The 21,903-nt window shown below is 65.7% G+C and carries 21 protein-coding genes and 1 tRNA gene; 7 read left to right on the forward strand and 15 right to left on the reverse strand.

What is annotated here, in order from left to right:
- The first annotated feature begins 14 nt into the window (after positions 1-14).
- A complete protein-coding gene (locus AB0876_RS01500; RefSeq protein ID WP_491837274.1) occupies positions 15-908 on the forward strand; it encodes a DUF5995 family protein in 894 nt (297 codons plus the stop codon).
- Here AB0876_RS01500 and AB0876_RS01505 read toward each other — a convergent pair.
- Together AB0876_RS01505 and AB0876_RS01510 are read right to left on the reverse strand one after the other, a co-directional pair.
- On the reverse strand, positions 856-2,562 hold the full coding sequence (locus AB0876_RS01505) for a hydroxysqualene dehydroxylase (protein WP_526040994.1): 1,707 nt from the start codon (positions 2,560-2,562) through the stop codon (positions 856-858). The genes AB0876_RS01500 and AB0876_RS01505 overlap by 53 nt on opposite strands.
- Positions 2,559-5,747, reverse strand: coding sequence for an ATP-binding protein (locus AB0876_RS01510; RefSeq protein ID WP_526040995.1), 3,189 nt, complete (start codon positions 5,745-5,747; stop codon positions 2,559-2,561). The genes AB0876_RS01505 and AB0876_RS01510 overlap by 4 nt, the downstream gene beginning before the upstream one ends.
- A 97-nt stretch (positions 5,748-5,844) precedes the next feature.
- Between AB0876_RS01510 and AB0876_RS01515 the strand changes: the two genes are divergently transcribed.
- The 3 genes from AB0876_RS01515 to AB0876_RS01525 all read left to right on the forward strand — a co-directional run bounded on the left by AB0876_RS01515 (position 5,845) and on the right by AB0876_RS01525 (position 8,519).
- On the forward strand, positions 5,845-6,492 hold the full coding sequence (locus AB0876_RS01515) for a M15 family metallopeptidase (RefSeq protein ID WP_526041456.1): 648 nt from the start codon (positions 5,845-5,847) through the stop codon (positions 6,490-6,492).
- Positions 6,493-6,577: 85 nt separating this feature from the next.
- Positions 6,578-7,282, forward strand: coding sequence for a cutinase family protein (locus AB0876_RS01520; RefSeq protein WP_526040996.1), 705 nt, complete (start codon positions 6,578-6,580; stop codon positions 7,280-7,282).
- 91 nt (positions 7,283-7,373) lie between these two features.
- The gene (locus tag AB0876_RS01525; RefSeq protein ID WP_491837278.1) at positions 7,374-8,519 is read left to right on the forward strand and encodes a glycoside hydrolase 5 family protein; all 1,146 of its coding nucleotides are present in this window, start codon (positions 7,374-7,376) and stop codon (positions 8,517-8,519) included.
- A gap of 197 nt (positions 8,520-8,716) precedes the next feature.
- Here the strand turns inward: AB0876_RS01525 and AB0876_RS01530 are convergent, their stop codons facing one another.
- From AB0876_RS01530 to AB0876_RS01540, 3 genes are all read right to left on the reverse strand, one after another.
- Positions 8,717-9,121: an HNH endonuclease gene (locus AB0876_RS01530; RefSeq protein WP_491837279.1), complete on the reverse strand. Its 405-nt coding sequence runs from the start codon at positions 9,119-9,121 to the stop codon at positions 8,717-8,719.
- Positions 9,122-9,163: 42 nt separating this feature from the next.
- A tRNA-Thr gene (locus AB0876_RS01535) sits at positions 9,164-9,238 on the reverse strand.
- Between the two features lie 27 nt (positions 9,239-9,265).
- Entirely contained in the window at positions 9,266-10,081 is an 816-nt protein-coding gene (locus AB0876_RS01540) for a hypothetical protein (protein WP_491837280.1), read from the reverse strand.
- A gap of 96 nt (positions 10,082-10,177) precedes the next feature.
- Here AB0876_RS01540 and AB0876_RS01545 point away from each other — a divergent pair, with 96 nt between their 5' ends.
- Positions 10,178-10,897 carry a response regulator transcription factor gene (locus AB0876_RS01545; RefSeq protein WP_064884923.1) on the forward strand — a complete coding sequence of 240 codons (720 nt, stop codon included), beginning with the start codon at positions 10,178-10,180 and terminating at the stop codon, positions 10,895-10,897.
- Between the two features lie 30 nt (positions 10,898-10,927).
- Positions 10,928-12,361 carry a sensor histidine kinase gene (locus AB0876_RS01550; protein WP_498888581.1) on the forward strand — a complete coding sequence of 478 codons (1,434 nt, stop codon included), beginning with the start codon at positions 10,928-10,930 and terminating at the stop codon, positions 12,359-12,361.
- Here AB0876_RS01550 and AB0876_RS01555 read toward each other — a convergent pair.
- The 10 genes from AB0876_RS01555 to AB0876_RS01600 form a co-directional block, all read right to left on the reverse strand.
- Positions 12,321-12,737, reverse strand: coding sequence for an HIT family protein (locus AB0876_RS01555; protein WP_064884678.1), 417 nt, complete (start codon positions 12,735-12,737; stop codon positions 12,321-12,323). The genes AB0876_RS01550 and AB0876_RS01555 overlap by 41 nt on opposite strands.
- A 43-nt stretch (positions 12,738-12,780) precedes the next feature.
- Positions 12,781-13,644 carry an SDR family NAD(P)-dependent oxidoreductase gene (locus tag AB0876_RS01560; protein ID WP_491837283.1) on the reverse strand — a complete coding sequence of 288 codons (864 nt, stop codon included), beginning with the start codon at positions 13,642-13,644 and terminating at the stop codon, positions 12,781-12,783.
- On the reverse strand, positions 13,634-14,062 hold the full coding sequence (locus tag AB0876_RS01565) for a nuclear transport factor 2 family protein (RefSeq protein WP_491837284.1): 429 nt from the start codon (positions 14,060-14,062) through the stop codon (positions 13,634-13,636). Before AB0876_RS01565 ends, AB0876_RS01560 begins: the two co-directional genes overlap by 11 nt.
- Before the next feature lie 89 nt (positions 14,063-14,151).
- A complete protein-coding gene (locus AB0876_RS01570) occupies positions 14,152-15,285 on the reverse strand; it encodes an NDMA-dependent alcohol dehydrogenase (RefSeq protein WP_044520554.1) in 1,134 nt (377 codons plus the stop codon).
- A gap of 92 nt (positions 15,286-15,377) precedes the next feature.
- Positions 15,378-15,917 (reverse strand): nuclear transport factor 2 family protein, encoded by a 540-nt coding sequence (locus AB0876_RS01575; protein ID WP_526040997.1) that lies wholly within the window; start codon positions 15,915-15,917, stop codon positions 15,378-15,380.
- 2 nt (positions 15,918-15,919) lie between these two features.
- On the reverse strand, positions 15,920-16,126 hold the full coding sequence (fdx, locus tag AB0876_RS01580; protein ID WP_491837286.1) for a ferredoxin Fdx: 207 nt from the start codon (positions 16,124-16,126) through the stop codon (positions 15,920-15,922).
- A gap of 5 nt (positions 16,127-16,131) precedes the next feature.
- Entirely contained in the window at positions 16,132-17,499 is a 1,368-nt protein-coding gene (gene cyp51 / locus AB0876_RS01585; RefSeq protein ID WP_526040998.1) for a lanosterol 14-alpha demethylase, read from the reverse strand.
- Between the two features lie 7 nt (positions 17,500-17,506).
- Entirely contained in the window at positions 17,507-18,316 is an 810-nt protein-coding gene (locus AB0876_RS01590) for an SDR family oxidoreductase (protein ID WP_491837288.1), read from the reverse strand.
- A 52-nt stretch (positions 18,317-18,368) separates the two neighbouring features.
- On the reverse strand, positions 18,369-19,571 hold the full coding sequence (locus AB0876_RS01595) for a cytochrome P450 (RefSeq protein ID WP_526040999.1): 1,203 nt from the start codon (positions 19,569-19,571) through the stop codon (positions 18,369-18,371).
- A gap of 22 nt (positions 19,572-19,593) precedes the next feature.
- Entirely contained in the window at positions 19,594-20,205 is a 612-nt protein-coding gene (locus AB0876_RS01600; protein WP_135361531.1) for a TetR family transcriptional regulator, read from the reverse strand.
- Between the two features lie 189 nt (positions 20,206-20,394).
- Between AB0876_RS01600 and AB0876_RS01605 the strand changes: the two genes are divergently transcribed.
- Positions 20,395-21,864, forward strand: a complete 1,470-nt coding sequence (locus AB0876_RS01605) for an aldehyde dehydrogenase (protein WP_526041000.1) — start codon at positions 20,395-20,397, stop codon at positions 21,862-21,864.
- Positions 21,865-21,903 lie beyond the last annotated feature (39 nt).

Here is a 21,903-nt window from a genome sequence, read left to right on the forward strand (position 1 = left end):
GAGGTGGGATGACGATGACCACACAAACTCTGGTTCTGGAACCCCTGGAAGACGCTTCCACCTTCGACGGCGTGGTGCACAATTTGGACCTCGTCATCGACTGGTCGATCCGGGCGGACAGCACGATCGGCTATTTCGCCGCCTTATACAAACGGGGCACGATCGCCATCCAGCGCGCAGCCCGCGCCGGCGAGTTCACCGATGCGCAGTGGATCGAGCAACTCGACTGCGTGTTCGCGAGGCGGTACTTCAATGCGTTGAACGCCTTTTTCCATCCGGGCTCCCGCGACCCTGAGGCACTGACCCTGCCGTGGGAGATCGCGTTCCTCAACCAACACAACCGCAAAGCGTCGATGCTGCAGCACATGGTCGCCAGCCTGAACGCCCACATCTGCTTCGACCTGGGAATCGCGGTGGTCGACCTCGCCGCGAACCGGCTGCCCGACATCCATGCCGATTTCGAACGCGTCAACGAGTTGGTGTCCCTTCAGACGCCGGACATGCTCGACATCGTCCAACGCCGGTCGCCGCGGGTGCGGTGGCTGCGCTTGGTGATTCCCAAGGAAGACCTGTTCATCAAGGACACTCTGACCAAGTTCCGAGAGGGAGCCTGGAACTTCGCGACCAGTCTGGCCGTGTATCCGGAGGCTGCGCACGAGAAACGGGTCCACCAGCTCGCCTGGGCGGCCGGCCTGGGCGCCTTCTACCTTGAGCCACCGGCGAAATGGCCGCCGATCGCGCTTCTGCTGCGAAGTATCACCACGGGTGAGAACCAAGACGTCGCAGGCAACCTGCGCGCACTTGCCGGCATCACCGAGCAGCCGCACATGTCGGCGCAGTCCGGTGTGGGAAATCTCAGGCGGAACCACCCAACACCGCGAGCAGGCCGCGTGCGAGGGCGCCGGTAGTCCCCGGTATCCCGGCCAAGTCGATCTTGATCGGCGGTTTGACGGGCCCCTGGCCCAGTCGCCAGCGCACCTTGTCCCATTGGCGGAACAGCTCCAACGCCCGCGGCTCGTGCAGCGGCCACACCGGGCACCTGGTCGCGGGCGACCCGGTGGCGTCGAGTATCCCGTTGACGGCGCGCCGCGCGGCCTCGTTGGCGGCCTCCATCGTCGCCAAGTCGGTGTAGGTGCGGACGAAATCGGCGGCCAGGAAGAAGTTGGGGAGGGCGGTCACGGCGTCCGGGCGGTCCGCCCATGAGCCCTTCGTGTTGATCAGCAGCGGTTCGTCGTTCTTGGTGTCGGCGGTCAACGGGTCAGCGGGGATGTCGATTGCGGGGTCGAGGAAGAAGTCGACTACGTTGGCCTTGGCCAGGGAGCCGTCGTCGATGTGATCGGTGATCTGCTTCCAGACCTCGTCGCGGATCTGCTCGGCGCTGCACTGGTTAGCGCGCAGTTGGTTGGCGCCGGGCACCTCCCAGGCCGAGATATCCACGGAGAGAATGCCTTCCGCCCGGCCGTCACCGCGATTCGCCCAGTTGAAGTTGCGCCAGAACTGCCCTTGGGAGATAGCGGTCAACGACCACTTGGAGTCGATGAAGATGGCGTGGCCGTGGACCAGGCGCTTGTCGACGTCAAGGTAGAACATCGCGCCGTTCATCCAGTCGGTCTTCAGCCGCGGTAGGCCGGTGAGCCGCGGCTCGGCGGCGCAGAGCTGGGGCGTCAGCAGCAGCTCAAGGCGTTCCTTGGGCATCGCCGCCACGTAATGGTCGGCCACGATCTGCTCGGTGTGGCCGTCGACGGACATGGTCACACCGGTGATCTGTGTTCCGTCACAATCGATCCCGCTGACCTCGTAGCCGTCACACAGGTTCACCCCGAGGCCGGCGAGATGTGTCAGCCACGGATCGATCCAGACGTCACTGGTCGGCCCGTCCAACACCCGGTCCATCTTCCCGTTCGGACGTACCAGGTCGAACAGCAACTGGCACAGGATCAAACCACCGGTGCGCGCCGAGATCTCGGTGGCCTTCGCCGCCACCAGCGTGCGGGTCATCCCGTTGGCCAGAAACTTCTGGAACTGCGGCGAGCGGTTGGCCGCGCCGATGAAGTCCCACCAACTCGTCTGTTCCCACTGGCCAAAGCGACGCTCGTCGCACGAGGCCAGCAGGGTGAGCAGCCGTTCCACGAACGCCGTCATCTCCTGCGGCGGGATGCCCAGCCCCACCCCCAGTTGCCAGATGGCCTTCATGGTGGCCGACAGATCACCGAATGCCGAGGCGAGCTGGGTGGCCACGATGATCTCGTTGGCGCCGTGATCCTGCGCCAGCATCATCTGCGTGGCCGTGACGAGATGGTCGGCAACGGTCTGACCGTTGTGGGGGATTCGCACCATCGTGTCCGGGACATGTTGATAAAACCCTGGAAAGAACCGGAATCCGTGCTCCCCCGGCAGGTCCTCGCGTCCTCCGGACCCCGATCCGGGGAACGGCATCGACCGCGCCTTTCCGCCGAACGCCGGATGCCGTTCGTAGACGGTCACGTCGAACCCGCGGTCGGCCAGTTCGTGGGCCGCGGTCAGCCCGCCGACACCGCCCCCCAGCACCGCGACCGTGGTCATGACAGGATCCGTTCGGCCCGCGCGTGTTCAGGCCATCGGGTAGCGCTACCGAAACGGTGCACCGACGTGGCCAGACTTTCGCGGTCTCCATCGCCGAACAACTCGAAAGAGTCCAGCAGACAGCGTAATTCGAACAGTGCTGCACCCTGGCCGCGGGCGAATTTCAGCGCATCGGCCAGAGCGGCGCGGCGTGCCGACTCCGCCGGCAGTGTGTGGGCGCGCAACCGCATGAGTTCGGCATCGTGAAAGTGCATTCCGGAGACCCCCGCCTGTTGTAGTGACATTTCCAGCCGTTCGCGTGCCTTGTCCGGCTGACCGGCTGCGATGAGCAATCGGCCGATGACCGCGTCGTGAAAGGTGAGATAGACCCTGAGATGCAACAGTCGCGATCCGTCGACACCTCTGGCGACCTTCGCGGCGGCGGCCTCCAACGTGGCGGCATCGGCGCCGGCACGCATCGCCGCCACCGCCTTCACCGTCGCGTATACGGTGGCGCTGACGAAGCGCCACAGATCCAGGCCGGAATCCTCGGTGCAGCGGCGCATTTCGCCGGAAAGGGCGATCGCCTCGTCGATCTGGCCTGCCTCCAGACACACCCAGATCTCCTTGAAATAGGTGTGTGCCCGGTTGAAGGCGTTCAGCGGGAATCCCAGCTCGTCACAGCGGCGCACCGAATCGACGAGTTCGGCCTTCGCGCGCGGGAGGTCCCCGGCGATGAGGTGTGAGAGGGCAAGGTAGGTGTGCGCCCCCGAGATCGGGTCGGTGTTGCCTCGCCAGGTGGTGTCCAGATCGCGTGGATCGGGTACGGACCAACGGTCGGCGACGGCTCTCAGCAGGTGTTCCCGGGCAACCGGGAAGTTCCCTTCCAGCCAGGTGATCGAACCCATCGACGAGGCGACCGCCTGCTGGAGCCACGGCCGGTCTTTCGTGATGCCCACAGCCAGCGAGTCCAGGAGTTCGTGAGCCCGGCGTAGTTCAGCCCGGGGGACGTAGTAGCTCAGCAGTGCGGTCAGGGTTGCGAAGAGCTCGTCCTGATGTAGACCGTCGGCGGCCAGTTCCAAACAACGTTCGAAGTCGGCCGGGGCGTCACCACTCATGCTCCCGTGGGCGGCCCCGATCAGAAATCCGCGCTCCAGGCGCAGGGCAATTTCCGTGCGGTCGCGGTCGGGTCCGGTGGCGCACTGGGGGAGCTGATCGAGCGCAGTCGTCAGATAAGCGCAGGCTTCCGCTGCGGCGGCACGGCGCCTGGCCCCCACGCACGCCTTCTGGTACGCGGCAACGGCTTCGTCGAAAAGGTGCGCGCTCTCGTAATGGCGTGCCACCGACCGCCAATCGGGCTCAACCCCTGCGGCCTCGTCGACCAGCTCACGTGCCACCCGTGCGTGCAGCTGATGCTGCAGACTCGGCGGCGCCAGCTCGGCCGCCACCTCTCGGAGCAGTTCATGGCGGAATCGCCATCGTTCGGCGCCCTCGATCTCGAACACCTGGGCCTCGATCAGTTCGGCCACCACGGTGTCGGTGTCGACGTCGGGGCCCACCACGGACCGGAGCAGGGACAGGTCGCCGCTGCGGCCGATGACGGCGGCGGCCTCCACCACCGGCACGACATCTGGTCGGGTGTGCAGCCGGGCGAACAGCTGCTCGTACAGCGCCTCCGGTACGTGGCCCTCATGCCCGGTGGTGTCGAGACCTGCCACGACATGCTCGATGTAGAACGGGATCCCGTCACATCGACTGCACACCGCCGCCTTCTGCGCGTCCGTCACGACCGGATCGAGCGCCTCGATCAGCTCATTGCACTCGTCGGTGCTCAGCACTGCGAGTTCGAAAAGCTTCACCGGCCAGTCGGGCTGGAGCCACTTCCCCTCCCGGCCGGTCATCACCATCAGCAAGCGTCCATCGGCGCGGGTGAGCAGGGAATCGACCACGTCCATGGTCGACGGGTCGAACCAGTGCATGTCCTCGGCGACGATGAGGCCCGCCTCGCCGTCCAAACAAGCCAGCAGGTACTGGTGCACGGTCGCGCCGATAAGTTCGTACAGGGTGGGGCCTTCCGCTATCGCGGGTTGGTAACCGTGTTCGGGCCCGACGCCCAGGACCGGCGCCAACAGGGGAATGGCCGTCGCCGGATCCAACGCGCGTGAGCGCAGTTCGCTGTCGAGGAGGCGCAGCCGCTCGGCGGCCTCGGTGAGCCGGTTGATGCCGCATCGGCGTTCGAGCAGCCGCCGCACCGGGTACAGGCCTGCGTCGACGTGCAACGGTGAACCTCGAATCTCGACGACCGCACCGCCCGATTTCGCGACCAGTTCCGCAGCGGCACGGGCTATCCGGGTCTTTCCGATGCCGGGTTCGCCACGGAAGGCCACTCCTGGGCAGGTCGACTCACCAGCCCGGGTCTGTTGCCAGGCGTTCTCCAGCCAGGCGCGCTCGGCGTGCCGTCCGACGATCGCGACCGTCCGGGGAGCGGCCACGTTGGAGTGCTCGGACAGCACCCGGTGATGGGTCACGGGTTCGTCGACACCTTTGACCGGTGCGGCCGGGCAGGCGGCGAGTTCGAACGTGCCGCCGATCAGCGCCGCGACCGCATCCGAGACTGCGACCGTTCCCGGCGCCGCGAGCGAGGAGATGCGGGCGGCCAGGTTCGCGGCGAAACCGTAGACGTCGTCCTGGGCGGTGTCCAGGTAGACGACCCCGCGGTGCACACCGACCCGCACGTCAACGGTCACACCGAACCGGCGGATGGCCTGTTCACTGATGCGGGACACGGCGTGCGTGATCTCCAGCGCGGCGGCGACGGCCCGTCGGATGTCGTCCTCATGCGCTTTGGGGTGGCCGAACACTGCCAGCAGGCCGTCACCCTTGGTGGAACTGATGTGGCCTTCATACTGATTGACCAGTCGTATCACGTCGTGGCGGTACCGTCCGACCAGTGTGCGGTACGTCTCGGGTTCGACGCGCGTGGACAGCACCGTGGAGTCGACGAGGTCGATGAACATCAACGTGAGGCGTCGGATTTCCCCGTGACCGTCGGAGGCGGCGAGTAGATCTTCGGCGTCGGTGTTGCCACGGTCCACCGCCAGAACCTGCTCGGCCAAGGAGTTCGCGGCAGCGCGGTCGCCGCGGTTTGACGCACGAATGGCCCGCTCAAGCAGTTCATCGATCGATGTCTGATTGTCGTGGCTCATTCCCGTTCTCCCCGCGCAGAACGGGAAAAGCCTATCGCCGGCAGTCGGCAGCTTCGGTGAATTGACGGCTATGAAAAAAACGGTGCTTGAACTGGGAATGATGTTGATGTGGTCAAATTCGGTGGTGCTACGTGTGTCGGCTGCCCTGGCGCTGTTGTGTGCCATTCCCTGGGCGCCGTTGGCATCGGCCCGTCCGGCGGACCAAGCCGGGCTGGTCGACGTGCGCTCGGTGGTGCCCGACGCGGTGATCGACCTGCGGTACGCAACCAGTGACAACTTCGTCGGCCAGCAGCTCTACCCAGCGGGTGCTCCCTGCCTCGTGCACGAGTCGATGGCCCCTGGCCTTGCCGCTGCGGCGGCCGCCCTGCGGCCCGACAAGCTGGTCTTCTGGGACTGCTACCGGCCACACGAGGTTCAGGTCAGGATGTTCGAGGTGGTGGCCAATCCCAATTGGGTGGCTCGGCCGAGTGCCTACGCCCGCAGTCACGAGGCCGGCCGCTCGGTCGACGTGACGATCGCCAAGGGGGCGTCGCTCGTCGACATGGGCACCGGGTTCGACGACTTCACCCCACGAAGCCTCGCGTACGCCACCGACGGGGTGAGCACTGCAGCCCAGGCCAATCGGGCGCGACTGCGCGAGGCGATGAAAGCCGGCGGGCTGACGGTGTACTCGGGGGAGTGGTGGCATTTCGACGGCCCCGGCGCGGCCGACCCGCGGCCCTACCTGGATGTTCCGCTGGGATAAGTCCCGGGCCCTGTTCTCCGGGTTTGGAATGTGCCAGCATGGGGAACCGTAACGTTCGTCACGATCCGGTAGGCGTGGAGTCGAAATGAACGTCTTCAGATATTTCCAGGGCGCGGCGCTGATCGCTGCCTGCGCCGCCCCGTTCGCACCCATGCCCGCCGCGTCGGCGCAGCCGCCGTGCCCGGATGTCGAGGTGGTGTTCGCGCGCGGCACCTACGAACCGCCCGGCATCGGTGGCCCCGGGCAGTCCTTCGTCGATGCCTTGCGGGCGCGTGCCGGGGAACGTTCGGTCGAGGTGTATCCGGTGAACTACCAGGCCAGTGGAAACTTCGGTGACCGGATCGAGTTCGCCAGAACCGTCGTCGACGGTATCCGCGACGCGTCCGACCATGTCAAGGCGACGGCCAGGGACTGTCCCAAGACGAAGGTGGTGTTGGGCGGTTACTCGCAGGGCGCTGTGGTGGCCGGCTACACCACTGCCGCCACCGTTCCCGACGGGATTCCGGCGGAGTACAAGCAGTTCATCCCCGAGCCCATGGCGCCGGAGATCTCCGACCACGTGGCATCGGTGGTACTGCTGGGCACACCATCGGACGAGTTCATGCGCGACATCGGCGCGCCGCCGATGGTGATCGGTCAGCGATACAAGGACAAGACGATCGAGCTGTGCGAGCCCGGTGACACGATCTGCGACGGAACGCCGGCCGGGGTTCCCAACTTCGCGCACACCGCATATGTACTCAATGGCATGCCGGGCCAGGCCGCCGATTTCACGGTGGGCCGTCTCTGAGGGTGCCGAGTTGATAACGATCTGAAACCTCAATGGTTGCAATGTCATCCGTGAGGCCGAGGTCTTTGCTGAGCGCCACTATGTTCACTAGGTGCACCGTCGAACGGCCCTCAAGATCCCGCTGGTAATGGCAGCTGCGGCCGCTCTTCCTCAGGTGCTGGCCCCTCTTCCCGTGATCCCGCGGGCGAGCGCCGCACCAGGACAGTGGCCGGTCGAGCGAGCCAACGCGTGGTATCAGGCGCAGGGCTGGCTGGTCGGCACCAACTTCATCACCTCGAACGCGATCAACCAGATCGAGATGTTTGCCCCCGGCACCTACGACGCGCGGCGCGTCGACAGTGAACTGGGCGCGTGCCGCCTGCTGGGCTTCAACACCGTGCGGGTATTCCTGCACGATCTGCTGTGGGCACAGGACCGCGCCGGATTCCAAAACAGGCTGGCGAATTTCGTCGGGATCGCGGCGCGTCAGGGCATCAAGCCGCTGTTCGTGTTCTTCGATTCGTGCTGGGATCCGAACCCGCAACTGGGCGCGCAGCGGGCACCGACCCCGGGTGTGCACAACTCGGGTTGGGTGCAGAGCCCCGGGGCGCAACGCATCGACGATCCGCGCTACCGGCCCGTGCTGCGCGACTACGTGGTGGGGGTGATGAGCCAGTTCCGCAATGACAACCGGGTCCTGGGCTGGGACCTGTGGAACGAGCCGGACAACCCCGCCAAGCAATATCGCAAGGTCGAGCGCAAGGACAAGATCGATGCCGTCGGAGGGCTGCTGCCCCAGGTGTTCGCCTGGGCGCGTTCGGTCAATGCCGTGCAGCCGTTGACCAGTGGCGTATGGCAGGGCAGCTGGGACCGCGGAAGCCGAAGCGACATGGACAGCTTCCAACTCGACAACTCCGACATCATCTCCTTCCACTCGTACGCCGGGCCTGCTGAATTCGAGGCCCGCATCGCCGAGCTGGCTCCCTTGGGCCGGCCGATCATGTGCACCGAGTACCTCGCGCGGGACCAGGGCAGCACTGTCGAAGGCGTGCTTCCGGTTGCCAAGCGGCACAACGTCGCTGCCTATAGCTGGGGTCTGGTGGCCGGCAAAACCCAGACCTACTTCCCGTGGGATTCGTGGGACAAGCCCTACACCAAGGTGCCGAACGTGTGGTTCAGCGATCTGCTGCAGCCGGACGGACGGCCCTACAAGGAAAGCGAATACCAGGCGTTCCGGAAGCTCACCACCCGCGTGTAGGTGTTTAGCCTCAGACGAAGCGGGCGACTCAACAGGCTATGGACCAACGTGACGGTGGCAGGCCGATACCGAAAGACGCCCGTAAGGTGACTGAGGGGCAAGAGGAGCTGCAGGACGAATTCGACCGCAGGGGTGAGGATCCCGAGGGGCCGGGACTGCACGAGAGCCACGAGAACATCGCCGACGAGACGTGAACGCTAGAACGACTGCCCGTTGGCGTAGCGCTGCCGGCGGCTGTGCCGTCCGTTACCGCGGTTGCGGCTCATGTATGTCGGCAACTGGGAGTCGCAGTTGGGGCAGACCAGTCTCAGGTTTTCGCGTCGGTTGTTGGTCGGGTTCCCGTCGATGTGATCCATGATCAAGGTCAGGGGTAGCGCCTGCCACACGCTGGCCGCGCCGCAGATGGCGCAACAGCCCGACTGTGCCTCGATGAGGTAAAGCCGGATGTAGTTGCCTTGTTCGCCGCGGACCCGGGCGTCGCCTGACTCGAGCCAGCGCTTCGTCATGGCGCCTCGTCGCGACGCAGCTTGACACGCATTACCGCAGTAGAGCTTCTGGCTGCGCTTCGACAGCGGTGTACCGCAACCGCGACAGAGCCTCATGATGGGAAATTACTTGCAACCACCGACAACCGAGTCGATGCGTGGAGCCTCCTATCGGGATTGAACCGATGGCCTACGCATTACAAGGGCGTTGCTCTACCACTGAGCTAAGGAGGCGGGTCGAACGCGGCCTAGTTTAGCGGGTCACTCGTCGGCGTCGATAACTCGCTGGGAACTGACCGGCCGCGGGGAGCTTCGCCGAGACGAACGGCGGGGCAGTGGGATGCGGTCGGCGATGTTGCTCAACGGGTTCACCACCTGACTCAGTGTGATGACGGCTTCGTGCAGAGCGTCGATGGTGGGCGCGAGGGCTTCGAGCCCGGGCGCCAGCCGGTTGAGGGTGTCGGCCACATCGGCGAGCTTGAGCAGCGGGCCGTCGGGATCGGTCAGGGTGTCGAGCAGGCCGCCCTCGGCGAGGAGTTTGTCGGCCACCCCGTCCTCACGCAGCACCCGCTCGAACAGTCCGTCGTTGGCGAGCAGTTGATCGGCCAACCCGCCGGGTGCGATCACCCGGGACACGGCGCCATCGGCGGTGGTCAACCGGTCCAGCAGACCGCCCTCCATGGTCACCTGGTCCACCAGGCCGCCGGGGGCGACAGCCCGGGCCACGGCGCCGTTGTCTGCGGTCAGCCGGTCCATCAGGCCACCCTCGGCGGTCAGTTGATCGACGATCCCACCTGGTCGCAGCAAACGGTTGATCGGGCCTTCGGGCGCCAGTGCCCGGCCGAGTGGCGCGTCATCGTCCAGCAGTCGCGCCAGGCGGTTCGCCCGCTCCACCGCATCGTCGATGCCGAACAGCGAGGCCATCGATGACCTGCCGTTGAGGGGATTTGCGTCGGTGATGCTGCGTTGCACCGCGTTGAGGGTCTCGTTGGCGATGCCGAGACCGGCATCGGCCACCGCCAGCCCGATTCGCACCGGCGCGGTAGCAACCTGGATCAGCGTCTTGCCGAGGTTCATGGGCGTCAGTGTAGTTACCCCGATCACAGTTAAACTCACAGGAAGTGCACAGCGTGCATGCAGGTTGAGTTCAACAGGTACTACCAACATCAGGGAATGGCCATGCCTGCATTACCTGAGAGCGTCCCGGAGGCCCGGGTTCTCGTCGTCGACGACGAGGCCAACATCGTGGAGCTGCTGTCTGTCAGCCTGAAGTTCCAGGGTTTCGAGGTCTACACCGCGTCCAACGGCGCCGCCGCGCTGGACAAGGCCAGGGAAGTCCGGCCCGACGCCGTGATCCTGGACGTGATGATGCCCGGCATGGACGGCTTCGGGCTGTTGCGCCGGCTCCGCGCCGACGGCATCGACGCCCCAGCACTGTTCCTCACCGCGCGCGACAGCCTGCAGGACAAGATCGCCGGCCTGACGCTGGGCGGCGACGACTACGTCACCAAGCCGTTCAGCCTCGAAGAGGTGGTGGCCCGGCTGCGGGTGATCCTGCGCCGGTCCGGCCGGGGCGTCGAGGAGCCCCGCAGCGCCAAGCTGTCCTTCGCCGACATCGAACTCGACGAGGACACGCACGAGGTCTGGAAGGCTGGCGAACCCGTTTCGCTGTCGCCCACCGAGTTCACCCTGTTGCGCTACTTCATCATCAATGCGGGCACGGTGCTGTCGAAGCCCAAGATCCTCGACCACGTGTGGCGTTACGACTTCGGCGGTGACGTCAACGTCGTCGAGTCCTACGTGTCCTACCTGCGCCGCAAGATCGACACGGGCGACAAGCGTCTGCTGCACACTCTGCGCGGCGTCGGTTACGTTTTGCGCGAGCCACGCTGACGCCTCGTTCGGCGGCGGCATAATTCTGGAGTGTTTGACCGGGTAGAGCGGCACGGTGTGCCGCTGCGGGTCGGGCTGGTGGCGGTCGCACTGGTCCTGGTGGCGTGCGGGCTGCTCGCCTCCGGCGTCGCGGTGACCTCGATCATGCGGCACACCGAGGTGAGCCGAATCGACCAGACGCTTCTCGACGCCGCGGGAAGTTGGGCCCAGGAGCCGCGCCAACTGCCGTCGACGCCGCTGGAAGGGCCGAACCCAGCTCGCCCGCCGTCGAATTTCTATGTGCGCGGTGTCGACCAGGACGGCAGGACCTGGATCGCGGTCAACGACCGTGAGGCGGAGCCCGAGCTCCCCGATGACAACGATGTCGGTCCGGTGCCGGTGACCGTCGAGTCCGTCGGATCCTCCGACGTGCAGTGGCGGGCCATGACGGTGCAGGGGCCGAACGGCGAGCTCACCACCGTCGCGATCGATCTGTCCGACGTCCAGTCTTCGGTCCGGGCGTTGATCTGGTCGCAGGTCGGCATCGGCACGGTCGTCCTGGTGGTGCTCGGCGTCGTCGGCTACGCCGTCGTGCACCGCAGCCTGCGTCCCCTCGTGGAGGTGGAACAAACAGCCGCGGCCATCGCGGCCGGACAGCTGGATCGCCGTGTCCCCGAACGTGATCCGCGGACCGAGGTGGGACGACTGTCGTTGGCGCTGAACGGCATGCTCGCGCAGATCCAGCGGGCGGTGGCGTCTTCGGACGCCTCGGCCGAGCAGGCGCGGACTTCCGAGGAACGGATGCGCCGCTTCATCACCGATGCCAGCCACGAGCTGCGGACCCCGTTGACCACGATCCGCGGATTCGCCGAGCTCTACCGCCAGGGCGCGGCGCGCGACGTCGAGATGATCATGGGCCGGATCGAGAGCGAATCCCGACGGATGGGCCTGCTGGTCGAGGACCTCCTGCTACTGGCCCGACTCGATGCACAACGGCCGCTCGATCAGCACCGGGTCGACCTGTTGACCCTGGCCACCGATGCCGTCCACGACACCCAGTCGATCGCCCCGAACCGTCGGGTGCGGATGGAGGTGTTCGACGGTCCGGGGACCCCCGAGGTGCTGGGCGACGAGGCCCGATTGCGTCAGGTGCTGAGCAACCTGGTCGCCAACGCCGTGCAGCACACACCGGAAACCGCCGGGATCACGGTGCGGGTGGGCACCGACGGCGACGACGCGGTGATCGAGGTGTGCGACGAAGGCCCTGGCATGAGCCAGGAGGACGCGCGACGGGTCTTCGAGCGGTTCTACCGAGCGGATACCTCACGCACCCGCGCGAGCGGCGGTACCGGGCTGGGCCTGTCGATCGTGCATTCCCTGGTGCTGGCGCACGGCGGCACGGTGAACGTCACCACGGCGCCCGGTCAGGGCTGCCGGTTCACCGTCAGCCTGCCGAGGATTGCAGATCTGCCAGCGCGGCTTTGATCTTGGCCTGAGCCTCGTCGAGCGACTCGGCCGACGGGTTGTTGTCGACGTGGGCGAAGCCGAAGTCGGCCAGGTTGTAGGCCGGGAACACGTGCACGTGCAGGTGCGGCACCTCAAGACCGGCGATGATCACGCCGGAGCGCTGTGCGCCGAATGCCCGGCAGACGGCCTTGCCGATCAGCTGCGACACTTCCATCACCCGGGCGAACACCGCGGGTTCGACGTCCTGCCAGTTGTCGATCTCGGCGCGGGGAACCACCAGCGTGTGGCCCTGCGTCATCGGGGCGATGGTCAGGAACGCGACGATCTCATCGTCTTCATAGACGAATCGTCCGGGCAGTTCTCCGTTGATGATCTTCGTGAAGACGGACGCCATGGCAACCAAGCATAGTTCAGGGCGCGGCGTACTCCACTGCAGGTTACGTCCCGGAAATGGCCTCGTGCAATTCCTCGACGGTCCACGGCGGCGCGCTGTGGTGATCACGGTATCCGATGAAACCAGTTGAGGGCCGGGCGAATTCGCCGATGAATCCACCCGCGGCGATGAAGATGCGCCCCGTCACGTCCCGCGCGGCGTCGCTGGCCAGGTAGGCGTAGGTCGGGGCGACGTATTCCGGCGGCGCAGCGTCCAGCGCGCCCTGCATGCTGACGTCGTCGAGCAGTCCGCGCCGGTTGAGGTCGGCGATGTGCTGCTCATAGTCCGATCCGGTGGACAGTCGGGTGCGCGCGCCCGGGCAGACCACGTTGGCGCGCACGCCGTATTCCTTGAGTTCGGCGGCAATCGCCAGGGTCAGCCCGTTCACCGCGCCCTTGCCCGCCGGATAGCCGCTGCCGCCGTAATCGCCAAGGAATGCAAAGGAACTGGTGTTGACGATGGCTCCACCCCCTTGGGCCACCATCTTGGGCGCCGCTGCCCGACAGGTCTCGAACACCGTGCCCAGGTGTGCGTCGAGCAGGCTCCGGAACTCCGCGCCGGTGACGTTCAAGATCGAGGAACCCGCCGGCTCGGCGGTGCCGGCGCAGTTCACCAGGATGTCGACGCGACCGAACTCGGACACGCAGGTGTCGACGAGTGCGTCGGCCACCACGGGGTCGGCCGGTGAACCGGCATGGGCGACACCGGAAATGGATTCGGCCGCGGCTGTGGCAGCCCCCAGGTCACGGCCGTTGACCACCACACCCGCACCCTGGGCGGCCAGGAGCTCGGCGACCGCCAGGCCGATGCCGCGAGTGCCGCCGACGACGATCGCGCCGCGGCCGGCGAGCGGGCCGCTACTCGGCATCAGCCTCTGCGAACTGCATCGCTTCCAGATTCCAGTAGCCGCGCAGGTTGGTGATCAGCCCTTCGTCGTTCACCTTGTAGGTGAAGACGCCTCGCACCGTGGCGGTGAACCCGTTGGGAAACTTGGTGCGCAGCACCAGGATGTAGGCGATCTCGGTCGGCGAGCTGGACGGGAACGTCTCCTCGCACGTGACGGTCAGCTCGTTGGGGCCGATGTTGGCGTCGTAGAAGGCGCCGAGGGCTTCCTTGCCGCGCACCCCGGTGCCGTCGGGGTTGGTGACGGCCTCACCGATCGGGTCCTCGACCAGGATGTCGTCGGCCATGAGCGCCAGCCAGCCCTCACGGTCACCGGATTGCACGCATCTCCACGACGACCGCGAGGCGACGACGACGGGTGATTCGGTTTGTGTTTCGGTCACGAAATTCCTCCAGGATGCCGAAATGGCATTCCAGCAGGTGGTCACTCGACCTTTGCCTGCTGGAATGCCATTTCGCGCGAGATAGGGATTTAGCGGTCGGCGTCGGTGTAGCGGATGACGCCGCGGATGTTGCGGCCCTCGAGCATGTCCGCGTAGCCGTCGTTGATCTGCTCCAGCTTGTACTGCCGGGTGACCATGTCATCCAGGTTGAGCCGGCCGGCCTTGTACATGCTCAGCAGCTGCGGGATGTCGTGGTGCGGGTTGCCGCCGCCGAAGATGGTGCCCTGCAGGCGCTTCTGCAGCAGCGTCAGCATCGACAGGTTGAGCTTGACGTCGTTGCTGGCCATGTTGGCGACCGCGGTGGCCACGACCGTGCCGCCCTTGGCGGTGATGTTCATGTAGTGGTCGATGTCCTCGCCCTTGAGCTCACCGACGGTGACGATCGTCTTGTGTGCCATCCGGCCCTGGGTGACCTCGGCGACCCCGGCCATCGCGGAGAAGATGTCCGGGTAGGCGTGGGTGGCACCGAACTTCAGCGCGTTGTCGCGCTTGAACTCGACCGGGTCGACGGCGAAGACGTTGCGTGCGCCGGCGGCCAGGGCGCCCTGCAGCGCACCGGTGCCGACACCGCCGACGCCGACGATGACGACGTCGTCACCCGGGCGGACGTCACCGCTGCGCACCGCCGAGCCGTAGCCGGTGGTGACGCCGCAGCCCACGAGGCAGGCCACCTCGAACGGGATGGACGGATCGATCTTCACGACCGAGCTCTTGTGCACGACCATGTAGGGGCTGAACGTGCCCAGCAGGGTCATCGGAATGACGGGCTGACCGTTCTTGACTGAGTGGATGCGATGCGTGCCGTCGGAGACCGCAGTGCCGGCCAGCAGGCCCGCGCCCAGGTCGCACAGGTTGCGCAGACCCTCCTGGCACGCCGGACACTCGCCACACGACGGGATGAACGACAGCACGACGTGATCGCCGGGCTGGATGTGGTCGACGCCGGGGCCGACCTCCGTCACGATGCCTGCGCCTTCGTGGCCGCCGAGCACCGGGAAACCTGCCATCGGGATGTCGCCGGTCACCAGGTGGTGATCGGAATGGCACATGCCCGAGGCTTCCATCTGAATCTTGACCTCGTCCTTGACGGGGTCACCGATCTCGATCTCCTCGATCGTCCAAGGTTGGTTGAACTCCCAGATGAGAGCGCCTTTGGTCTTCATCGCGTGTGCCTTCCACTAGAGCCGTTGACCACAGACTAGAGCCATTAGTTGCGTGGGTCACACCCACCCCCAAGCAACTGCTTGGCCGGGAACTACCAGATTTTGACCGGAGCCTCGCCGCGCGGGTAGTAGCCGGGCAGCTTCTCGCCCGCCAGGCTGCGCTCGATGCGCTTCTGCATCGTCGGAGTGAGGTCGCCGGAAGTGATCAGGTTCATGAACGCCTTCTGCACGTGCCCGAAGTCGAAGAAGTCGCGCTGCCACTCGATGAGCAGCTGATCGTTGAGCCGGAACCAGCTACCGCCGATGCCGTAGATCTCGGCGGTGCTGCCGTCGGACTTGTGGGCGATCTGCTTCCAGAACCCGACGATCTCGTTCTGCTTCTCGTCGATCAGCACCCGCTGGTACTCGTAGACCCAGTTCTCCAGGCCTTCCATCTCCAGGCCCAGTGCGGTGTCCCGGATTTCGTCCTTGCCGATGCACATGACGTCTTCCTTGGGCCCGATGTTCCAGCCGTAGGTCGCATCGTCGGTGTAGAAGTCGGCCAGCGGCTTCCAGTCACCGGCCTTCTCGGCCTCCTGGTTGGCCTTGAGCCAGCGGTCGGACCAGGCTTCCAGTTCTTCTCGTGACGCCATTGTCATTCCTTCTCTGTGATGGATAGAGCGCGGGTGGGACACATATCGACGGCCATCTCCACGACATCGCGGAGTTCGTCGGGGGGTTCGGAATCGAGGATCTCGACGACGCCGCGCTTGGGCACCCGGAAGACGTCGGGCGCCTCCAGCTCGCACATGGCGTGGCCCTGGCAGAGGTCTTCGTCGAGTTCTACACGGTAGCAACCCATTTGGGTCAGTCCTTTACACGCTTGCGGTAGCGAACCTTGGCCGGCTGAGCCAGCTGCACGACCATTTTGGAGTGGTCGTTCTGGTAGCTCTCGGCCGGCTGGGCCATCTCGAACTCATACTCGCGCAACAGAACCGAGAAGATTGCCTTGATCTGCATCTGTGCGAACGCCGCACCCACGCAGCGGTGCTTACCGGCGCCGAAGGGGATCCACGTCCACCGGTTGATCAGATCTTCCTGGCGCGGCTTCTCATAGCGGGCAGGATCGAAGGCGTCGGGTTCGGGGAAATCCTCCGGGATCCGGTTGGAGATCGCCGGGGAGGCCGCCACCATCTGGCCCTTGTGGATCGGATGGCCCGCCACCTCGAACTCGTCCTGTGCGACGCGCATCAGGATGATCAGTGGCGGATGCAGGCGCAGGGTCTCCTTGAGCGAGTTGTCCAACTTCGGAATCTGGCGCAGCGCATGGAAACTCACCTCCTGGCCATCGGCGTAGAGGTCGTCGAGCTCCTGCTGCACCTGCGCGTACACGTCGGGGTTGCGCAGCAGTTCGATGAGCGTCCACGAGGACGTGCCCGAGCTGGTGTGGTGCCCGGCGAACATCAGGGAGATGAACATCCCGGTGACCTCGTTGGCCGTGAACCGGGGGTTGCCCTCGTCGTCCTTGATCGACACCAGAACGTCGAGCAGGTCGCGATCCTCCTTGCCCTTCGGCGGATTGGCAATGCGACCGTCCATGATCTCCTGCACCAGCGCAACGAGTTTGACGCGCGACTCGTCTCGGATGCGGAAGCTCTCGATGTCCAGGTAGGGATCGACGTAGCAGAGCGGGTCGGTGCCCCGCTCCAACTGGTGGTAGTACTCGGCGAACCGGCGATCGAGCTGCTCGCGGAACTTCAGCCCGATCAGGCACGCCGTCGAGGTGTAGATCGTCAGCTCGGAGAAGAAGTCGAGCAGTTCGATCTCGCCCTGGGGTCCCCAGTCAGCGATGATCTTCTTGACCTCGTTCTCGATGGTGGCCGCGTGGCCCTTCATCTGCTCACCGCGCAGCGCGGTGTTGTGCAGCATCTCGGCGCGGCGCTCGGGGTCCGCGTCGAACACCACGCCCTCACCGAAGATCGGGGTCATGAACGGGTAGGCCTCGGCCTGGTTCAGTTCGCTGTCGCTGGAGCGGAAGAAGAATTCGTTGGCCTCTGCGCCGCTCAGCAGCACCACCTGCTTGTCGGCCAGCTGGAACCAGCCGACGTCGCCGCATTCGTCCCGGATGCGCTGCATCAGGCCGATCGGGTCGGTGCGGAATTCTTCCAGGTGGCCGTGTTCGTCTGCTTCACCGCCCGAGACGCGCTGTACTTCCTTGAGTTCTGAGCTCGTCATGTTCTTCTCAGCCTTCCACTTTCAGCTTCTGGCGGTCCTTGACATCGGCCAGCGGAGCTTCGGGCTGAATCTCCAGTTCGGCGATGAAGCCGCCGCGGGGGGTTTCCGCGACGAAGGTGATGGCCCGCGCGAGATCTGCCGCGCGCAGGAAGTAGTCGTGCCGGGCCTGGCCCCACTTGGCCCAGTCCTCGAGCATCTCGCCGACCTTGTCCATGGGCGCACTCCAGCCCATGGCGGTCTTGGTGGGTCCGGGATGGACAACGGAGGCGCGCACGCCGGTACCTTCCAGCTCCATCTGCAGGGTCTTGGCCATGCCCAGGAGGCCGGCTTTCGCGGCGCCGTAGCCGCCCATGTACGGCCGCGGCCGGAGGGACACGTCGGAGCCGACGAAGATGATGTCACCGCGGCGGCGCTCGACCATGCCCGGAAGTACGGCTGCGGCAAGGCGATTGGCGCCGATGAGGTGAATCTGAATCTGATTCTCGAATTCGTCGGTGCTGATCTCGTGCAGTTGGCCGAAGAAGGTGTCACCGGCGCCGGCCACCAGCAGCTCGATGTCCCCGAGCGCCTCAGTGGCGCCGTGCACGAACGACTTGACCGATTCGGCATCGGTCACGTCGAGCGGCAGCGCGATTGCCTCGCCACCTTCGGCGGTGATCTTGTCGACCAACTCCTGGCACTTCTCGACGCGGCGTGCGCCGAGGGCGACCGGGAAGCCGTGTGCGGCAAGCTCGGTAGCCGTGGCGGCGCCGATGCCGGACGACGCGCCGGCCACGAGGGCGGGTCGGCGGTCGGGATGGGGTTCGAAACGGGCCATTTAGCGCTTCTCCACTGTGATGGGTTTCAGCGGTGGGACACCGCAATGGGCTTCAGCGGTGGGACACCGCTATTGGCAGATGAGCGAATCCACGGACACTGCTGGAGTGGACGCGGACGGCGTTGGCCTCGTCCACCTCGTATCCGCGGATTCGCTTGAACAACTCGGTCAGTGCCACCCGAGCCTCCATGCGTGCCAGATGCGCGCCGAGGCAGAAGTGGGCACCACTGCCGAAACTCACCAGTTTCGGGCCGATCTCGCGATCGATCCGGTATTCGTCGGGATTCTCGAAGACGCGTTCGTCGCGGTTCGCCGAGCCGATCAGCAGCACCAGCACGTTGCCCGCGGGCACCGTGGTGTCGTAGTACGTCTGGTCCTCGACGACCAGCCGGGCCAGGATCTGGCTGGAGGCGTCATAGCGCAGGGTTTCCTCGACCCACGGCACGACCAGGTCGTGATTGTCGAACACCGGCGCCAGCTGGTCGGGGTTCTTGAAGCCCCAATACGCCGCGTTGGCAAGCAGTTTGGTGGTCGTCTCGTTACCGGCGACCACCATCAGGAACAGGAAGGCCATGATCTCGTCGTCGGTGAGCCGGTCACCGTCGATCTCGGCGTCCACCAGTGCCGACGTCAGGTCGTCGGTGCGGTTCTTGCGGCGCTGCTTCACCATGTCGGCGTAGTAGACCAGCAGTTCCCCGGAGGCGGCGATCGCGGATTCGGGGACATCGGCGACACCGTCCTCACGGTGCATCACCCCGTCGGCGAGCGCGCGGATGCGGACCCGGTCCTCCTCAGGGACGCCCATCAGCTCGGAGATGACGTCCATGGGCAGCTTGCCGGCGAAGTCGTCAACGTAGTCGAAGGTGTTGCTCTGCAACGCGATATCCAGGTGCTGGTGGGCGATCTCGGTGACCCGGCCCTCCAGCTCGCGGATGCGCCGAGGGGTGAAGCCCTTGGACACCAGGGTGCGCAGACGGAGGTGGCCAGGATCATCGAGGGCCAGGAACGACATCACCCGGTGGGCTTCGTCATTGCGCGAGATCGGATCCAGAGACACGCCGTGCTTGTTGGACAGCGTGACACTGTTGCGGAAACCGGCGACCACGTCCTTGTGCCGGGACAACGCCCAGAACTTGAGGTCCTCGTTGTGATACAGCGGCGCCTCGTCGCGCAGTCGGCGGTAGTACGGGTACGGGTCTTCGTGGAAGTCGTAGTCGTACGGGTCGAGAATCAGCTCGACTGCGTTCAAGGTCATTTGTCCTCTCCCAGGCTCAAGCTCATTTGTCCTCTCCTAGGACGAGGCCGACGACATAGGTCAACCGGTCGGCGATCTGGTGGTAGGTGAAGGCGCCGCTGCCGGCGTTGACCAGCGCGCCGAAGAACGTCATCTCCAGTGCGGAGACGATGCGGGAATCGGCATCGGGCCCGACAGCCGAACGAATCCGCTTGTGGATCTCGGCGCCGATTCGGTCGCGGACCTTGCGCACCGCCGGATCGGTGCCGCCGCCCAGCAGGGCTGTGGTGCAGGCGGCTGCCACTTCGGGCTCGTCGGCGACCACCAGGGTCAGCGCCCGCAGCGCCTTGTCGACGCGGGTGGTCATGGAGTCGTTCACGTCGGTGAAGTACGGGCACTGGCTGACCAGGTCCAGGTACATCTCGGCGATCAGGTGGTTCTTCGACGAGAAGTACGTATAGGCCGTGGCCGGCGCGACCCCGGCGCGTGCGGCGACCGCACGCACCGTCAGATCGGCGTAGGACGACTCGCGCAACATTTCGGTTCCGGCGGTCAGGACCTTGCGGAAGGTCTCTTCCTGCCGGCGGTTGCGCGGGGCCTCCTTGTCTGGCTCCGGAGCTGGTTCTGTGACTGCGGACACCGCATCGCTGGACACATGTCCAAGTTATCCGACGATGTCGAGGTTGGGCAAGTAGAGATCCTGAAAGGCTGCAATGAACTGCATATTCTGGTGTTCGATCGGGTATGCCGGGGTCCACCCTTGCGGCTCGACATCGTCTGCGGCTATCGTTCGAGACGAGACAGCCGGACAGTTGTCCAGAATCTTCTGAAGTGGAGTTCACCAATGCCGGTACTGGCCGATCGCCAGAGTCAACTGCTGATCGACGGCAAACTCGTCGCCGGAGGTGGCGGAGCATTCGAGACCGTCAACCCCGCCACCGAGGAGGTGCTCGGTGTCGCCGCCGATGCCAACGCCGAGGACATGGGCAATGCCATTAACGCCGCGCGTCGGGCCTTTGATGACACCGATTGGTCGACGAACACCGCGCTGCGAGTGCGTTGCCTGCGGCAGCTGCGTGACGCGCTGCGTGAAAACGTCGAGGAATTGCGGGAATTGACCATTGCCGAGGTGGGCGCGCCGCGCATGCTCACCGCCGGTGCGCATCTCGAAGGCCCGATCGACGATCTGGGCTACTCGGCGGACACCGCCGAGAACTACGAGTGGACAACCGATCTCGGCTACGCCACCCCGCAGGGCATCCCGACCAACCGCAAGATCGCCCGCGAGGCGGTCGGCGTCGTCGGCGCCATCACGCCGTGGAACTTTCCGCACCAGATCAACCTGGCCAAGGTGGGTCCGGCCTTGGCTGCGGGGAACACCCTGATCCTCAAGCCGGCCCCGGATACTCCGTGGGCGGCCGCCGCCATCGGCCAGATCATCGCCGAGCAGACCGATTTTCCGGCCGGCGTGGTCAACGTCGTCACCTCCAGCGATCACTCGGTCGGTGCGTTGCTGTCCAAAGATCCTCGGGTGGACATGGTCTCGTTCACCGGATCGACCGCCACCGGGCGTGCGGTGATGACCGATGCGGCACTGACCATCAAGAAGGTATTCCTCGAGCTCGGCGGCAAGTCGGCGTTCCTGGTGCTCGACGACGCCGACCTGGCCGGGGCCTGCTCGATGTCGGCCTTCACGGTTGCCATGCATGCCGGTCAGGGTTGCGCGATCACGACGCGCCTGGTGGTGCCGCGGGCACGCTACGACGAGGCAGTCGAGATCGCCGCCGCCACGCTGGGCGGGATCAAGCCGGGCGATCCGAACAGCAAGCGCACCGTGTGCGGCCCGCTGATCTCGGCCCGCCAGCGTGACCGGGTGCAGTCCTACCTGGATCTCGCCCTGCAGGAAGGCGGCCGATTCGCCTGCGGCGGTGGACGTCCCGCCGACCTCGACACCGGGTTCTTCATCGAACCGACTGTGATCGCCGGCCTGGACAACAACGCCCGGGTCGCCCGGGAGGAGATTTTCGGGCCGGTGCTGACCGTGATCGCCCACGACGGGGACGACGACGCCGTGCGGATCGCGAACGATTCGCCGTACGGCCTGTCGGGCACCGTGTTCTCCGGTGACGACGAACGTGCGCAGGCCGTCGCCGCCCGCATGCGGGTCGGCACCGTCAACGTCAACGGCGGCATCTGGTACTCGGCAGACGCACCGTTCGGCGGCTACAAGCAATCCGGGGTCGGCCGCGAGATGGGCCTGGCCGGCTTCGAGGAATACACCGAGATCAAGTGCGTCGCAACTTTGGCCAACTAGGTGCCGAGCGGCCAGTTGTGACACGCAAACTCGTGAGAA

The sequence above is a fragment of the Mycobacterium sp. NPDC049093 genome (genome assembly GCF_040704635.1).
Lineage (GTDB): Bacteria > Actinomycetota > Actinomycetes > Mycobacteriales > Mycobacteriaceae > Mycobacterium.

What these genes read in the sequence shown, in the direction of transcription:
- AB0876_RS01515 (WP_526041456.1), top strand. Translation starts at nt 5,845, where the DNA reads ATGATGTTGATGTGGTCAAATTCGGTGGTGCTACGTGTGTCGGCTGCC.
- AB0876_RS01530 (WP_491837279.1), bottom strand. Translation starts at nt 9,121, where the DNA reads ATGAGGCTCTGTCGCGGTTGCGGTACACCGCTGTCGAAGCGCAGCCAG.
- AB0876_RS01545 (WP_064884923.1), top strand. Translation starts at nt 10,178, where the DNA reads ATGGCCATGCCTGCATTACCTGAGAGCGTCCCGGAGGCCCGGGTTCTC.
- AB0876_RS01520 (WP_526040996.1), top strand. Translation starts at nt 6,578, where the DNA reads ATGAACGTCTTCAGATATTTCCAGGGCGCGGCGCTGATCGCTGCCTGC.
- AB0876_RS01510 (WP_526040995.1), bottom strand. Translation starts at nt 5,747, where the DNA reads ATGAGCCACGACAATCAGACATCGATCGATGAACTGCTTGAGCGGGCC.
- AB0876_RS01560 (WP_491837283.1), bottom strand. Translation starts at nt 13,644, where the DNA reads ATGCCGAGTAGCGGCCCGCTCGCCGGCCGCGGCGCGATCGTCGTCGGC.
- AB0876_RS01540 (WP_491837280.1), bottom strand. Translation starts at nt 10,081, where the DNA reads ATGAACCTCGGCAAGACGCTGATCCAGGTTGCTACCGCGCCGGTGCGA.
- AB0876_RS01570 (WP_044520554.1), bottom strand. Translation starts at nt 15,285, where the DNA reads ATGAAGACCAAAGGCGCTCTCATCTGGGAGTTCAACCAACCTTGGACG.
- AB0876_RS01575 (WP_526040997.1), bottom strand. Translation starts at nt 15,917, where the DNA reads ATGGCGTCACGAGAAGAACTGGAAGCCTGGTCCGACCGCTGGCTCAAG.
- AB0876_RS01555 (WP_064884678.1), bottom strand. Translation starts at nt 12,737, where the DNA reads ATGGCGTCCGTCTTCACGAAGATCATCAACGGAGAACTGCCCGGACGA.
- cyp51 (WP_526040998.1), bottom strand. Translation starts at nt 17,499, where the DNA reads ATGACGAGCTCAGAACTCAAGGAAGTACAGCGCGTCTCGGGCGGTGAA.
- AB0876_RS01500 (WP_491837274.1), top strand. Translation starts at nt 15, where the DNA reads ATGACCACACAAACTCTGGTTCTGGAACCCCTGGAAGACGCTTCCACC.
- AB0876_RS01505 (WP_526040994.1), bottom strand. Translation starts at nt 2,562, where the DNA reads ATGACCACGGTCGCGGTGCTGGGGGGCGGTGTCGGCGGGCTGACCGCG.
- fdx (WP_491837286.1), bottom strand. Translation starts at nt 16,126, where the DNA reads ATGGGTTGCTACCGTGTAGAACTCGACGAAGACCTCTGCCAGGGCCAC.
- AB0876_RS01605 (WP_526041000.1), top strand. Translation starts at nt 20,395, where the DNA reads ATGCCGGTACTGGCCGATCGCCAGAGTCAACTGCTGATCGACGGCAAA.
- AB0876_RS01590 (WP_491837288.1), bottom strand. Translation starts at nt 18,316, where the DNA reads ATGGCCCGTTTCGAACCCCATCCCGACCGCCGACCCGCCCTCGTGGCC.
- AB0876_RS01595 (WP_526040999.1), bottom strand. Translation starts at nt 19,571, where the DNA reads ATGACCTTGAACGCAGTCGAGCTGATTCTCGACCCGTACGACTACGAC.